The sequence below is a fragment of the Cohnella hashimotonis genome (assembly GCF_030014955.1).
In the GTDB taxonomy this organism is placed as follows: Bacteria; Bacillota; Bacilli; order Paenibacillales; family Paenibacillaceae; genus Cohnella; species Cohnella hashimotonis.
The window spans coordinates 7,909,396-7,922,716 of sequence record NZ_JAGRPV010000001.1; the positions used below are offsets into that span (position 1 = coordinate 7,909,396).

The following is a 13,321-nucleotide window of genomic DNA, read 5'->3' on the forward strand; positions in this document are numbered from 1 at the left end:
TCGAGACGCAAGACAAAGCCGGCTCCGCCGTTATCGGCAGAGCCGGTTTTGTTCGTTCAATCGGCGTCCTGCGGCGGCTCGAACAACACGCGTCCACGTTCCCCGTAGGACCGTTCGATATGCGCGTCGCCCCATTTGCACATGAGGTGAAGTAATTCTCTCAAGCTCCGGCCGTAAGGCGTCAGCTCGTATTCAACCTTGGGCGGCATCTCGTTGTAGACGATGCGCGACACAACGCCGTCTGCCGCCAGCTCGGACAGCTGCTGCGATAAAACCTTTTGTGTAATCGAAGGGATAAGCCGCATCAATTCGCCATTGCGTCGCTTGCCGAAAGTAAGGTAGAAGAGGATGACCGGCTTCCACTTGCCGCCGATGACTTCGAGGGTCGCCTCGACGGCGGTGTTATAAACTCTTATGGGCTGCTCTTGCACCGCGATATCGCCTCCCTGGCTCTACACGTATCGTATCGCTTGAACGCCGCAGTCGCAACATAAGGTGCGCATCGCAGTATGAATCAAGGTAAGTGAGCTGCCGCAGCGACCGCGATCCAGATGACGTGATAGATCGCAACGGCGGCGTAAAGAGCGGTGGCGAACGTTGTTCCGAGGCGAACGATCGACCGATCGGGCGCACGATCACGATGGAGCAGAAACAGCAGGAGGAGCGGCAGGAGGGTCTTGTAGCCGTAGAAAAGGACGACATTGGATTCGTATAGCGCCTTTGCGATCGGATTCGCTTCCTGAATCAGCTGCAGCCGAATGCCGCAATCCGTGGCCAGCGCATCGAATACGGACAGAACCAAGAGCAGATACCGGTTCCGCACGCTGCTGCGGGCTATCAGCATCATACAGAGCGCCCCCCTTAGATACATATTGTATCATTTAGGCAGCTCGTATGCTACTTCATATCCGCGAAGATGCGCCGGACGCTCAGCCTTGATATGATGGAAGCGCAGGGACAAGGCAAGAACAGGCAACGGCGGAATCGCAAAGTACAGGAAGGAATGAGCGTATATGGCAGGCAGCGGGCGGAACCGCAGCGACGTTAAGCCCGGACTGACGGTGGATATCGTACTGAAGCAGGACCAGCGCACGGGCAAGCTGACTCGGGGTATCGTGAAGGATCTGTTGACGAACTCGGCCACGCACCCGCACGGCATTAAGGTGAGGCTGCAGGACGGCCAGGTCGGCAGAGTGCAGACGATTCTGAGCGAAGGCGAGTAACGGCAGAGGTCCGCTTCGCGCGTTTGAAGGATATCCCCTCCGTTCAGGGCGGCTGATTTCGCGTGTTTGAAGGGTATCCCCTTCGCTCAGGGCGGCTGATTTCGCGCGTTTGAAGGATATCCCCTTCGCTCAGGGCGGCTGATTTCGCGCGTTTGAAGGGTATCCCTTCCCCTTAGCTCAGGGCGGCTGATTTCGCGCGTTTGAAGGATATCCCCTTCGCTCAGGGCGGCTGATTTCGCGCGTATTTGAAGGATATCCCCTTCGCTCAGGAAGCTGATTCCTGATTGAAGGGGATACCGTTAAAACGTGCTGGAGATGCGTTGGCAGCTCGGGAGAAAACGAAGGACCGCGTCGGCGATTGATGCCGCCCGGTCCTTCGTCGTATCAGCCGAGCTTCAATCAGGCGGAGCTTCGATCAGGCCGACGCCTCGATCGGCGCCGCCGCTGCGCGCCAGACCGCGCCGACCTGCTCGGCATCCAGCACGTTGCCGAAGACGCTCGCGATGTTGGCGAGCGTGCCGGCATGCGCCTCGGGGCTTGAGCCGGCGCAGGCGTCGGACACGAGCGTGACGTTGTAATCGAGCATGAAGCCGTCCCGCGCCGTCGATTCCACGCACACGTTGGTGAGCACGCCGGTGAGGACGATCGATTTGCAGCCCATGGATCGCAGGACGAGATCCAGATTCGTGCCGATGAAGCCGCTGTAGCGGTGCTTCTCCACGACGGCGTCTCCAGGCTGCGGATACAGCTTGTAGTAGTCGGCGCCCCAGCTGCCCTTAACGACGATGGACATCTCGGTTCCGTGTTTGTTGGTCCAAGCTTCGGACTTGGTCGTGTCATCCAGCGTCATGTAGACGAATACGACGGGGACGCCGGCGGCGCGCGCATGGGCAATCAGACCGTCGATCTTGGGCACGCAGGCTTGGAAGGCGGCGATGTCGGCCAGTCCGCGCTTGGCGGAGGCACCGTCCTCGTGGCAGAAGTCGTTTTGCATATCGATTATAACAAGGGCGGTGTCTTGCGGTTGAAGATGAGCAGTCATCGTACATTCCTCCAATATGTTAGGTTTGGATCGGCTTATTCATTCTGGTATGAAATGAGGCTACTATCCGCCAAAAGTATGTTATAGAATATTACATAAAACGATACGGCCGGGAGGCGGGCAGGATGGACATGGATGGATTGCACTCTTTTATCGCCGTTGCCAGGGACAAGAGCATTTCCAAGGCCGCGCAGGCGCTGCACGTGACGCAACCGACGCTTAGCGCCCGCCTCCGCAAGCTGGAAGAGGGCCTCGGCGTAAAGCTGCTCGATCGCGGCTGGGACGGCATCCGCCTGACCAAGGAGGGCCGGTTCTTCCTGTCCTACTCCGTCGACCTGTTCCAGCAGATCGAGGAGGCGGCGGCCATCCTGAGTCAGGACGGCGGCGGCGGCATCCTCGAGCGTCCGCTCGAGGCGATCGCGAACGAGAAGCGCCTGCGGATCGGCATCGAGTCGTTTTACTACCCGGCTTTCCTGCCTCCCGTTATCGAAGGGATCCGTACCGTCGTTCCCGATGCGGAATGCCGATTCGCGAACAAGACGTCCGACCTTTTGACGGGCATGGTGGACTGCGAGAGCCTGGATTTTTGCGTAAACTTTAATTACGTCGGCGACTTGCATCCTTGCTCGCGGCTCGTGCACTACGACAAAGCGGTGCTGTTGTATCCGAAGGAAGGGTACCCGGATATCCGGACCGACCTCTCGAACGCGCAGCTGCTCGCGGACCGGCCGTTCATTCTCTTCGACAATTCGCCGCTGCGCCAGTACAGCGAGGTGACGGAGCGGGTATTTCACTACTTGCTCGGCCGGGTGCCTGAGCGATTCCACATCGTGAACGACTTCACCGTGATGGCCGACATGCTGCGCCGCGGATTCGGCTATACGTTCATGCCCCGCTCCAGCCTGCTTCATATGATGGACGCGCCGCTGCCCTTTCACGCGATCGAGATGGAAGCGGAGTTCCTGATCTCGCCCGTATTCATCACCTACGCGGAAAACCCATCCTCGCATCATCCGATCGAGCGGATCGCCAAGGCGGTTACCGAGCGGCTAAAGGCCGCCATAGACGTGGCATTCCAAGGCAAGCAGGCATACGGCTACAGACGGAAAGGGGACTGAAGCGGCCATGGATATGGAAGGTCTGCATTCGTTCGTCGCCGTCGCCAGGGAGAAGAGCATCTCGCGCGCGGCGCAGGCACTGCATGTGACGCAGCCGACGCTGAGCGCCCGGCTCAAGAAGCTTGAGCGCGATCTCGGCGTCAGTCTGCTGGAGCGAAGCTGGGACGGCATCCGGCTCACCAAGCACGGACGCTTTTTCCTGACGTACTCGATCGGCATGTTCGAGGAGCTGGAGGAAGCCGCGACCCTGCTGCGCAGACGCGAGGTGCGCGAGCCGGAGGGGCCGATCGACGCCATCACCAACGCGCTCCGGCTGCGCGTCGGAGTGGAATCGTTCTTTTTTCCCGCGTTCGTCGGACCGATCGTTCAAGGCATTCAAGCCGCCGATCCGGATACCGAGTGCAAGTTCGTCACGAAGACGTCGGACCTGCTGCTCAACCTGACGGATTGCGACAGTCTCGACCTATGCCTTCATTACGAGACGGGACCGCGGCCGAATCTGGCGTCCCGCCGGCTCGCGAGCGATCGGCTCGTGCTGCTCTATCCGAAGACGGGCTACCCGGATATTCTGCCGGACATGAGCAACGCGCACCTGCTCAAGGACGAGCGGTTCGTGCTGTTCGAGAGCGCGCCGCTGCTGTCGTTCCCTCATGTGACGAGCCAGGTGTTCCTTAAGCTGTTCGGGGATAGCCCCGACCGCTTCCATATCGTTCAGGATATCGAAGCGGCTATTGATATCGTAGTCAGCGGGTTCGGCTATACGTTCATGCCGGTTACGTCGATTTACCAGCTCCTCGGCGCGCCGCTGCCCTTCCGTGCGCTGCTTATGCCGGAGGCGTACCTCAGCCTGCCTATCTTGCTCAGCTGGCCTTCGTCTTCGTCTTCGCCGCTGCCGATCGCGCAGCTCGCGCCGATCATGCTGTCCGCCTTGCAGTCGTACGTCCGGCAGATCGATCCGGCTTACAGGCTGGCATGATCGAAGGCAATCGTCGGTCAGGATGTCCGGTAGCGCGATGCCCTGTACGTCGGCGGAAGAAGCGGCTCGATGCCCGTCAGATCCAGCCCTTTAATGCTGTCGATCGCAGAAGCGAAACGGGCGAACGCTTGCTTCGACTGCTCCGTCATTTCCGTGCCGCTCGCTTCCATGCCTGCTGGCACCGCTCCGTTTTTCGAATCCTCGTGATCTCCCATGTCAATCGCTCCTTATATTAGGTTGAATGTCGTTTGAAAAGTCTCGTGAAAATCACAGCGCCGGATGACGGGTGTGCCAATCGGTGTTCTGCTCGTAAACATGGCCGATGCCGAGTACGGTCGCTTCCTCGAAAGGACGGCCGATCAGCTGCATATTGACCGGCAGACCCGCGGGCGAGAAGCCGCAAGGCATCGACAGACTCGGCAGGCCGGTCAAATTGGTCGGCATCGTGAGCCGCGCAAGCTGCAGCGAGCCTTCGAAATCGCCCGCGCGCGGCGCCGTGATCGGCGTGGTCGGCGTGAGCAGCGCATCGACGCCGGACAAGGCGTCCAGATAATCCTGCACGACGAGATGCCGGGCGCGCTGCGCCTGCAGGTAGGCAGAGGCGGGCAGGTCCTTGCCGCTCTCAAGCATGAGGCGGACGTCCGGTCCGTAGTCCTGCGGTCGCGTCGCGATCCATTCCTCGTGAATGGCGGACAGCTCGCCCAGGCAGATCGCCATGGCGATGCCCTGCGCCCGATGGATCATCGGCAGCTTCACTTCGACGATCTCCGCGCCGAGCTCTCTGAACTTGGCCATGGCGGCGTGCAGGGCGGCTTCGACATCGGCGCTTATATTTTCATAGTAAAATTCGGTCGGAATGCCGAGCTTCACGCCCTTCAGGCTGTCGCCGTAGTCGCGCATGCCAGGCGCTGGCAGATCGACGGTGGATTCGTCCTTCGCATCAAAGCCCGACATGATGTCGAGGCAGATCGAGGCGTCCTTCACGCTGCGGGTGAGCGGGCCGGCGTGATCGAGCGACCATACCATCGGGAAAACGCCGTGCTTGCTGACGCGGCCGTAGGTCGGCTTGATCCCGACGACGCCGCAGCAGGCGGCGGGGATGCGGATCGAGCCGCCGGTATCGGAGCCGGTGCCCATGTAGGCGATGCCTGCGGCTACAGCCGCGCCGGAGCCGCCGCTCGAGCCGCCCGGAACGTGATCCGTATTCCAAGGATTCAGGCAAGGACCGAAGTGTGGGCTGCTCGTGGACGCGCCGCAGGCGAATTCATGCGTCTGCACTTTGCCGAGCAGCACGGAACCGGCCGCATGGAGCTTGGCGACCGTCGTCGCGTCGTGATCGGGGACGAAGTCGGCCAGAATCTTCGAGCTGCAGGTCGTTCGAATGCCCTTCGTGTAATAGAGATCCTTGTGCACGATCGGGATGCCGTGCAGCGGTCCGCGGTATGCGCCGCGCATGATCTCTTCTTCCGCCTGACGCGCCTGTGCCAGCGCCAGCTCGGCGGTCATCGTGACGAAGGCGTTCAGCTTCGGATTCAAGCCGGCCGCGCGCTCGATCGACGCTTCGGCAAGCTCTACCGGCGAGAGCTGACGGCTCTCGATCTGCTGCGCCAGCTCATGAATGGGGGCGTAGGACAGCGGCGGGTTGATCGTTTTCAATGCGGAAGCCTCCTTGGTGGGATCAAATAATAAAACGGCGGCGTCCGCTGTTCGCGATATAACGTTTTCGCGTATAGCGGGTTCGCGTATAACGCGTATACGTCACATTACGTGTAAAACCGAACATTCAGAGCGTCGCCGTCTTATTTGTCAGGTAATATAACACACAAATCCCCAAAAAGACGGTGGGGGAGGGTATAGAATGTTTCGATATCCTGTTTCGCGAAGGCTTATGTTAGTATTGGTGACACAAAGGCTTCCCCAATCCGAACGAGGAGGTTGACAACATGACGGAACTGCTGCAGATCGATCGTCTGGTGACGGAGTTCAAGATCGGAGGCAAGATGGTGCCTGCCGTAAGAGAGGTGTCGCTGCAGGTGCGCAAGGGACGGACCTTGGTCGTGCTTGGCGAGTCCGGCTCGGGCAAGAGCGTCATGCTTCGCTCCATACTAAATCTTAAGCCGACGGGCGCGAAGCTCGGCGGGGCGATCAAGCTTGAAGGCGAGGACCTGCTTCCGCTGACCGACAAGGAGATGGCGAAGGTTCGGGGCAACAAGATCTCGATGATCTTCCAGGACGCGCTGTCGGCGCTCGATCCGCTCTATCGGGTCGGCGACCAGATTATCGAGACGATCCGGGCGCATCGCAAGGTAAGCAAGGAGGAGGCGCGCAAGCGCACGGTAGAACTGCTCGGCAAGGTCGGCATTCCGGCGCCGGAGGAGCGGATGCGCGCCTTCCCGCACGAGATGAGCGGCGGCATGCGGCAGCGGGCGGTCATCGCGATGGCGCTCGCCTGTGACCCGGACCTGCTGCTGGCCGACGAGCCGACGACGGCGCTCGACGTGACGATCCAGGCGCAGATTCTGCGGCTGTTCAAGGACTTGCAGCGCGATCTCGGCATGTCGATCGTGCTCGTCACGCATGACATCGGCGTCGCGGCGGAGATGGCGGACGACATCGCGGTCATGTACGCGGGCAAGATCGTCGAGTACGGCCGAGCGCGCCAGATTCTGTCCGCGCCGTCGCATCCCTATACGGTCGGGTTGATCGAGGCGACGCCGAAGCGGGGACAGCGCGGCCAGCTGCCGGCCATTCCGGGCCAGCCGCCGCTCATCACGGCGATGCCGGAAGGCTGCGCATTCGCCGACCGCTGCCATCACGCGCAGGACGCCTGCCGGGCGTCACAGCCGTCGTTCACGACGTACGGCGAATCGCACGGCGCCGCCTGTCACCTGCTGCAAGGCGCGCAGCCGATCGCGCAGTAACGTCGGGTTGGAGCAGGGCAGTCGGCATCTATCGCAAGCTGCAGTCTCATTTCCGATTTCATTTTCCAATCCAAAAAGACAGAATAATCAGATAAAAAGAGGCGAACCGTCGCCAACCGGAGGGGTACGATGAGAACCATGCATAAGCCGAACGTCCTGACCCGCAAGCTGTGGAAGCCGCTTTTTGCCGCCATGACCGCCGCTATACTACTCATGCTCGCCGCCTGCGGAGGCAACGACAACGCTGGATCCGGAGGCGCCGTCTCCAGCGGCAGCGGCGGCTCCGCCAAGGCGCAGACGCTCATCATCGGGATGTCCGCCGCGAATCTGCCGGTGCCGGACACGTACCCGACCGAAGGCTACGAGGGCTTCCGCTTCGTCGGCTTCCAAATCTACGACGCGCTGGTCAACTGGGATTTGTCCAAGGGCGACGCGCCTGCGGCGCTGAAGCCGGGTCTCGCCGAATCGTGGGAGACGTCGGACAGCGACAACACGATGTGGACGTTTCACCTGCGTCAAGGCGTCACCTTCACCGACGGCACGCCCTTTAATGCCGACGCCGTCATCTTCGCTCTCGACAGGATTCATAACAAGGACAGCGAATTCTACGACGCCCAGCTCGCGGGCAACAGCGCCAGCGGCTTGCGCTACGTCGCCTCGTATGCCAAGGTCGACGATCATACGATCACGATCAAGACGACCGTTCCCTACAGCTTCCTCCCGTACGATCTGACCAACATCTTGATCGGCAGCCCGGAAGCGATCAAGACCAGCGGGAAGAATTTCGCCCCCCAACCGGTCGGCACCGGACCGTTCAAGTTCGTGAGCATGAAGCAGGGCCAGGAGATGGTGCTCGCCAAAAACGAAAGCTACTGGGGCGGCGCGCCGAAGCTCGACAAGATCGTGCTGCGCCCGATCAGCGACCCGTCCGCGCGTCTCGCGGCCATCCAGTCCGGCGAAGTGGACTGGGCCGAGGTGCCGCCGACCGAGTCGATCGAGCTGCTGAAGTCGGCCGGCTATCAGATCCTGACCAACCCCTATCCGCATATCTGGCCTTATGTACTGAACGTGCAGGACGGTCCCTGGAAAGACGTCCGCGTACGCCAGGCCGCCAACTACGCGATCGACCGCGAAGGCATGAGCACGGCGCTGCTCGGCGGCGCGGCCAAGCCGGCGACCCAGCCGATGTACGAAGGCCACGCCTGGTACAACGACGCGGCCGAGCCTTACAGCTACGATCCTGAGAAAGCGAAGCAGCTGCTTGCCGAAGCGGGCTATCCGAACGGTTTCCAGACGACGTTTATCGTGCCGACGAGCGGTTCGGGCAACATGTGGCCGATCCAGATGAACGAGTACGTGCAGAAGAATCTCAAAGCCGTCGGTATCGACGTGAAGATCGAATCGATCGAATGGCAGTCGCTGCTGACCTCCTACATCCAAGGCTTCCCGAAGGACAAGGAAGTGGGCGCCTACAACATCTCGCTGCCGACGATCTCGCCGTCCTTCTACGCCACCTTCTTCGCGACATCGGCCATCTTCCCGAACGGCATCAACATCGGCGGCTACTCGAACCCCGACTACGACGCGCTGCTCGACAAGGCTATGGCCGAGTTCGACAAGACGAAGCAGGACGAATACCTGAAGCAAGCGTCCAAAATTTTAGCCGACGACGCGCCTTGGATCTACGTTGTGCACGACCTCAATCTCCGCGCGCTGGCGCCCAAGGTGAAGGGCTTCGTGCAGCCGCAGTCCTGGTTCGCGGACCTGACGACAATCTCGATCGAATAAGCCGGGCAACGGCAACAACTTAACGGAAGCTCACGGAAGGAGCTGCATCTATGGCCTCATTCGTCTGGAAACGAATCCTGCTCATGATTCCGACGCTGCTCGGCGTATCGATCGTCGTGTTCCTGATGCTGAAAATCGTGCCGGGGGATCCGGTCAACGCGATCGTGCCGCCCGACGCCTCCGAGTCGGAGCGCGCGCTCGTACGGGCGCAGCTCGGACTCGACAAGCCGATGGCCGTCCAGTACGTGTACTGGCTCGGTAATGTCGTGCAGGGCGACCTCGGCGACTCGGTCGCGCGCCGCCTGCCGGTCACCGACATGCTGCTGCCCGCCTTCAAGAATACGCTGCTGCTGACGGCCGCCGCCGCGCTGGCTTCCTTTATCGTCGCGCTCATCGTCGGCGTCTACAGCGCGTACCGCCCGAAGTCGATGCTCGCCTCGCTGTTCAACGGACTGAGCCTCGCGAGCATCGGCTTGCCGAACTTCTGGGCCGCGCTCATCCTGATCGGCGTCTTCTCCGTCACGCTCGGCTGGCTGCCCTCTTCGGGCATGTCCAAGGTCGGCGGCGGCGGATTCGGGGATACGATCAACCACCTGATCCTCCCTGCGGCCGCCACGGCGCTTGCCAGCGTCGGGGTGCTGACCCGCATGGTCCGTTCGACCGTATCGGGCGTGCTTCAGCAGGACTACATCTTCGCGCTGAAGGCAAAGGGCGTCCGGCCGTTCACCATCCTGCGCCACGTGCTGCGCGGCGGCCTGCCGACGATCCTGAACGTGACCGGCCTCCAGTTCGGCGCGCTGCTCGCGAGCTCCGTACTCGTGGAGACGGTGTTCTCTTGGCCGGGCGTCGGGCAGGTCATCTATCAGGCGATCGGGCAGCGGGACTTCCCCGTCGTGCAGGCCGGCGTCCTGTTCATCGCCGTCGCCTTCGTCCTGCTGAACCTCATCGTCGACGCCGTGCATGCGGCGATGGATCCCAGAGTGCGGCAGGCTTAACGCCGAAACGCATCTTTAACGGGAGGAAGGCCGTCCTCGCCGCCGAAGCCATTCCCCACCCGAAGCCCCCACATCATCTTCCCAAGGAGGAGCGCCCATGTCGCTTCAAGCCACCGCGCCCGCGGACCCCAAGGCCCTCGCAGCATCCGCGGCAAGCCGAGAGCCCTCCCGGGCCGCCGTCGTCTTCGCCGCCTTCGCGAGGCGCAAGATCGCGCTGGCCGCGCTGTTCGTCCTGCTCGTCATCGTCTTCGCCTGCCTGCTCGCGCCCTGGGTCGCGCCCTACGACCCGAGCGCCGGCGAGGTCACCGACCGCCTGCAGAAGCTCGGCGCGCCGGGTCATATCCTCGGCACGGACGAACAGGGCCGCGACATCCTGTCCCGCGTCCTGTACGGCGGCCGCCTGAGCCTCTTGTCCGGCGTGCTGCCCGTGCTGCTCGCCAGCATCCTTGGCGGCGGCCTGGGCATCGCCGCCGGCTACTTCGGCGGCTGGACCAACACGATCATCATGCGGGCGCTGGACATCGTGTTTTCGTTTCCCGCCATCCTGCTCGCGATCGGCATCTCGGCCGCGCTCGGGCCGGGCATCACGAACATCATCATCTCGGCGACCGTCGTCTTCATCCCGCCGATCGCCCGCATCGCGGAGAGCGCGGTGAAGGAGGTGCGCAAGGAGGAGTTCATCGAGGCGGCCCGCTCCAGCGGCGCGAGCGCGCTGCTGATTATCCGGGCGCATATCCTGCGCAACATTTTCGCCAAAGTATTCGTCTTCGCCACCTCGCTCATCGGCGTCTGTCTCATGGTCGCCTCCGGCCTCAGCTTCCTCGGCCTCGGCGTGTCGCCGCCGACGCCCGAATGGGGCTTCATGCTCAACAACCTCAAGCAGCTCATCTTCATCAATCCGGCCGTCACCATCGTGCCCGGCGCGTTCATCTTCCTGACCTCGCTGTCGCTGAACCTGGTGTCCGACGCCTTGAGCGACGCGCTCGAACTCAAACGATAGGAGGCATCCGCCATGGCGATCCAACAAGCGAACGCCGTTACGGCGCTTCGGACGACGCTTCAGAGCGCCTTCGGCCGGGCCGACATCCTGGAGGTCAACGGCATCGGCAAAACATTTCCCATCCGCGACATGCTGGGCCGGCGCAAGGGCGGCGTATCCGCCGTCGACGGCGTCTCGTTCTCGCTGCCCAAGCAGGGGACGCTCGGCATCGTGGGCGAGTCCGGCTGCGGCAAATCCACGCTTGCGCGGCTGCTCATGCGGCTCATCGAGCCGGATCGCGGCGAGGTCAACTACGAGGGCACGAACGTGCTCTCGCTAAAAGGCAAGGCGATGAAGCAGGCCCGCACCAAGATGCAGATGGTGTTCCAAAATCCGTACTCATCGCTCGATCCGCAAATGTCCGTGCTGGACAACGTGGCGTTCCCGCTGCTGGCGAACGGCGCGACCAAGGCGCAGGCGCGAGAGCGCGCGCATCATTATCTCGACGCGGTCGGACTGTCCCGCACGCATGCGGACCGGCTGCCCGGCAGCCTCAGCGGCGGCCAGCGGCAGCGGGTCGCGATCGCCCGGGCGCTGATCCTCGAGCCCGAGATCGTCATCGCCGACGAGGCCGTGTCCGCGCTCGACAAATCCGTGCAGGCGCAAGTGCTCAACCTGTTCCAGGACCTGAAGCGCGAGCTGTCGCTGTCGCTGATCTTCATCTCCCACGACCTGCACGTGGTGGAGTATATGAGCGACGAAGTGATGGTCATGTACCTGGGCCGGGTGGTGGAAAAGGGGCCGACTGCGCGCATCTTCGGCGCCGCCGCGCATCCGTACACGAAGGCGCTGCTCGCCTCCGCGCCGTCGGTGGACATCGCGGAGCGGGCGACGGCGGACGGCCAGGCCGAGGCGGCGCTCAAGGGCGATCTGCCGAGCCCGCTTAATCCGCCGTCGGGCTGTCGCTTCCGCACGCGGTGCCCGCATGCGATGGCGCGCTGCGCCGAGGAGACGCCCGCGCTGCGGGAGCTGGCGCCGGGGCACACGGCGGCGTGTTTCCTGCTTGAAGGGGATACGGCGGCTGCTGCATTGGCACCAACCGTTTAACATTAAAAATAAGAGGAGAGATGGGAAAATGGCATACGAAAACATCGTGACAGTAGCGACGATCAACTTCAATGCGGAGTGGGGCAACAAGGCGGGCAACCTGGCCCGCATCAAGGAATACATGAAGGCGGCCGCCGAGCGCGGGGCGAAAATCATTCTGTTCCCCGAGATGGCGCTGACCGGCTACAACGTGGACAACGACGGCATCGCGATGCAGCAGCGGGACGCCGAGACCGTGCCAGGCCCGTCGTCCGAATCGCTCGCCGAGATCGCCAAGCTTTACGGCGTCTATGCGGTTGTCGGTCTGCCGGAGCGCGACGCTAAGTCGTCCATCCTTTACAACTCCGCGCTCGTTGTCGGTCCGGAAGGCATCGTCGGCTGCTACCGCAAGATTCATCCCGCCGGCAAGGAGTCGCTCTGGGCCAAGAAAGGCAGCGAGCCGCTGATGTTCGATACGCCGTGGGGGCCGGTCGGCGTCGGCATCTGCTACGACACGTACAGCTTCCCCGAGCTGTTCCGCTACTACGCGGCGCTGGGCTCTCGCCTGTATCTGAACCCGACGGCCGTGCACAACATCGACGGCTGGCAGGACTTCTACTACACGCTGCTCAAGGCGCGCGCGATCGAGAACGGGCAGTTCCTGGTCAGCTCCAACCTGGCGGGGCCGGACAAAGACATGCTGTTTCCCGGCGGCAGCTTGGTGACGGGACCGAAGGTGGCCGGCATCGGCTCGACGTACTACGCGGAGCCGATCGAGGATGAAGAAGCGCTGCTGCTGGCCACGATCGACCTGTCGATCTCGGACAAAGCGCGCAAGCTGCTGACGCTGTACAACGACAACCCGATCACGGGCGTGCCCGACTGGCGGCCGGATATATACGCGGATCTGCTGAAACGGCTGGAGGACAGCGAGAAGTGGGGTGTCAAGAAGGTGCCGGAGATCGTGGCGGCAGGGTGAGTTAGGCAAAATAGGGAGCGCTCGCGGGGATACATGCCCCGCGGCGCTCTTTTTGCTGAGCGGGGGGCGCTATGGAATCGTGCTCCGCATTTTATCCATGGTGTCCCGCCTCTTTCCCGATCCTCGCAAGCTTACTTGCAACTTTAATCAGCGCATTGCGTCCTTATAGTCGAGAGCGGGCGTCAAGCGCCGGAGTTGTTGGTTAAAACGTCTA

14 protein-coding genes are annotated in these 13,321 nt (G+C 62.2%); 9 read left to right on the forward strand and 5 right to left on the reverse strand.

Annotated elements, in window-relative coordinates:
- Positions 1 to 56 precede the first annotated feature (56 nt).
- Both KB449_RS31590 and KB449_RS31595 read right to left on the reverse strand, forming a co-directional pair.
- On the reverse strand, positions 57 to 431 hold the full coding sequence (locus KB449_RS31590) for a winged helix-turn-helix transcriptional regulator (protein WP_282912137.1): 375 nt from the start codon (positions 429 to 431) through the stop codon (positions 57 to 59).
- A gap of 83 nt (positions 432 to 514) precedes the next feature.
- Positions 515 to 847: a DUF5658 family protein gene (locus KB449_RS31595; protein ID WP_282912138.1), complete on the reverse strand. Its 333-nt coding sequence runs from the start codon at positions 845 to 847 to the stop codon at positions 515 to 517.
- A gap of 166 nt (positions 848 to 1,013) precedes the next feature.
- Between KB449_RS31595 and KB449_RS31600 the strand changes: the two genes are divergently transcribed.
- Complete coding sequence (locus KB449_RS31600; protein WP_282912139.1) at positions 1,014 to 1,223, forward strand: YwbE family protein; 210 nt, start codon at positions 1,014 to 1,016, stop codon at positions 1,221 to 1,223.
- Between the two features lie 415 nt (positions 1,224 to 1,638).
- On the opposite strand, the gene KB449_RS31605 is transcribed toward KB449_RS31600, so the two are convergent.
- Positions 1,639 to 2,265: a cysteine hydrolase family protein gene (locus tag KB449_RS31605; protein ID WP_282912140.1), complete on the reverse strand. Its 627-nt coding sequence runs from the start codon at positions 2,263 to 2,265 to the stop codon at positions 1,639 to 1,641.
- A 125-nt stretch (positions 2,266 to 2,390) separates the two neighbouring features.
- Here KB449_RS31605 and KB449_RS31610 point away from each other — a divergent pair, with 125 nt between their 5' ends.
- Together KB449_RS31610 and KB449_RS31615 are read left to right on the forward strand one after the other, a co-directional pair.
- The gene (locus KB449_RS31610) at positions 2,391 to 3,383 is read left to right on the forward strand and encodes a LysR family transcriptional regulator (RefSeq protein WP_282912141.1); all 993 of its coding nucleotides are present in this window, start codon (positions 2,391 to 2,393) and stop codon (positions 3,381 to 3,383) included.
- A gap of 7 nt (positions 3,384 to 3,390) precedes the next feature.
- Positions 3,391 to 4,359: a LysR family transcriptional regulator gene (locus KB449_RS31615; RefSeq protein ID WP_282912142.1), complete on the forward strand. Its 969-nt coding sequence runs from the start codon at positions 3,391 to 3,393 to the stop codon at positions 4,357 to 4,359.
- A gap of 17 nt (positions 4,360 to 4,376) precedes the next feature.
- Here KB449_RS31615 and KB449_RS31620 read toward each other — a convergent pair whose 3' ends face one another.
- Complete coding sequence (locus KB449_RS31620) at positions 4,377 to 4,574, reverse strand: hypothetical protein (protein ID WP_282912143.1); 198 nt, start codon at positions 4,572 to 4,574, stop codon at positions 4,377 to 4,379.
- Positions 4,575 to 4,626: 52 nt separating this feature from the next.
- Positions 4,627 to 6,015, reverse strand: a complete 1,389-nt coding sequence (locus KB449_RS31625) for an amidase (RefSeq protein WP_282912144.1) — start codon at positions 6,013 to 6,015, stop codon at positions 4,627 to 4,629.
- 287 nt (positions 6,016 to 6,302) lie between these two features.
- On the opposite strand from KB449_RS31625, the gene KB449_RS31630 reads away from it, so the two are divergent.
- The 6 genes from KB449_RS31630 to KB449_RS31655 all read left to right on the forward strand — a co-directional run bounded on the left by KB449_RS31630 (position 6,303) and on the right by KB449_RS31655 (position 13,107).
- Positions 6,303 to 7,280 carry an ABC transporter ATP-binding protein gene (locus KB449_RS31630; RefSeq protein WP_282912145.1) on the forward strand — a complete coding sequence of 326 codons (978 nt, stop codon included), beginning with the start codon at positions 6,303 to 6,305 and terminating at the stop codon, positions 7,278 to 7,280.
- A gap of 129 nt (positions 7,281 to 7,409) precedes the next feature.
- The gene (locus KB449_RS31635; RefSeq protein WP_282912146.1) at positions 7,410 to 9,068 is read left to right on the forward strand and encodes an ABC transporter substrate-binding protein; all 1,659 of its coding nucleotides are present in this window, start codon (positions 7,410 to 7,412) and stop codon (positions 9,066 to 9,068) included.
- A 50-nt stretch (positions 9,069 to 9,118) separates the two neighbouring features.
- On the forward strand, positions 9,119 to 10,063 hold the full coding sequence (locus KB449_RS31640; RefSeq protein ID WP_282912147.1) for an ABC transporter permease: 945 nt from the start codon (positions 9,119 to 9,121) through the stop codon (positions 10,061 to 10,063).
- A gap of 97 nt (positions 10,064 to 10,160) precedes the next feature.
- Positions 10,161 to 11,063: an ABC transporter permease gene (locus KB449_RS31645; RefSeq protein ID WP_282912148.1), complete on the forward strand. Its 903-nt coding sequence runs from the start codon at positions 10,161 to 10,163 to the stop codon at positions 11,061 to 11,063.
- Positions 11,064 to 11,075: 12 nt separating this feature from the next.
- Positions 11,076 to 12,149 carry an ABC transporter ATP-binding protein gene (locus KB449_RS31650; protein WP_282912149.1) on the forward strand — a complete coding sequence of 358 codons (1,074 nt, stop codon included), beginning with the start codon at positions 11,076 to 11,078 and terminating at the stop codon, positions 12,147 to 12,149.
- Between the two features lie 28 nt (positions 12,150 to 12,177).
- The gene (locus tag KB449_RS31655; RefSeq protein WP_282912150.1) at positions 12,178 to 13,107 is read left to right on the forward strand and encodes a carbon-nitrogen hydrolase family protein; all 930 of its coding nucleotides are present in this window, start codon (positions 12,178 to 12,180) and stop codon (positions 13,105 to 13,107) included.
- Positions 13,108 to 13,321: the final 214 nt, after the last annotated feature.

Excerpts from the sequence above, each read along its gene's own strand:
- KB449_RS31595 (WP_282912138.1), bottom strand. The coding sequence starts at position 847 with ATGATGCTGATAGCCCGCAGCAGCGTGCGGAACCGGTATCTGCTCTTG.
- KB449_RS31600 (WP_282912139.1), top strand. The coding sequence starts at position 1,014 with ATGGCAGGCAGCGGGCGGAACCGCAGCGACGTTAAGCCCGGACTGACG.
- KB449_RS31605 (WP_282912140.1), bottom strand. The coding sequence starts at position 2,265 with ATGACTGCTCATCTTCAACCGCAAGACACCGCCCTTGTTATAATCGAT.
- KB449_RS31610 (WP_282912141.1), top strand. The coding sequence starts at position 2,391 with ATGGACATGGATGGATTGCACTCTTTTATCGCCGTTGCCAGGGACAAG.
- KB449_RS31615 (WP_282912142.1), top strand. The coding sequence starts at position 3,391 with ATGGATATGGAAGGTCTGCATTCGTTCGTCGCCGTCGCCAGGGAGAAG.
- KB449_RS31620 (WP_282912143.1), bottom strand. The coding sequence starts at position 4,574 with ATGGGAGATCACGAGGATTCGAAAAACGGAGCGGTGCCAGCAGGCATG.
- KB449_RS31630 (WP_282912145.1), top strand. The coding sequence starts at position 6,303 with ATGACGGAACTGCTGCAGATCGATCGTCTGGTGACGGAGTTCAAGATC.
- KB449_RS31635 (WP_282912146.1), top strand. The coding sequence starts at position 7,410 with ATGAGAACCATGCATAAGCCGAACGTCCTGACCCGCAAGCTGTGGAAG.
- KB449_RS31640 (WP_282912147.1), top strand. The coding sequence starts at position 9,119 with ATGGCCTCATTCGTCTGGAAACGAATCCTGCTCATGATTCCGACGCTG.
- KB449_RS31645 (WP_282912148.1), top strand. The coding sequence starts at position 10,161 with ATGTCGCTTCAAGCCACCGCGCCCGCGGACCCCAAGGCCCTCGCAGCA.
- KB449_RS31650 (WP_282912149.1), top strand. The coding sequence starts at position 11,076 with ATGGCGATCCAACAAGCGAACGCCGTTACGGCGCTTCGGACGACGCTT.
- KB449_RS31655 (WP_282912150.1), top strand. The coding sequence starts at position 12,178 with ATGGCATACGAAAACATCGTGACAGTAGCGACGATCAACTTCAATGCG.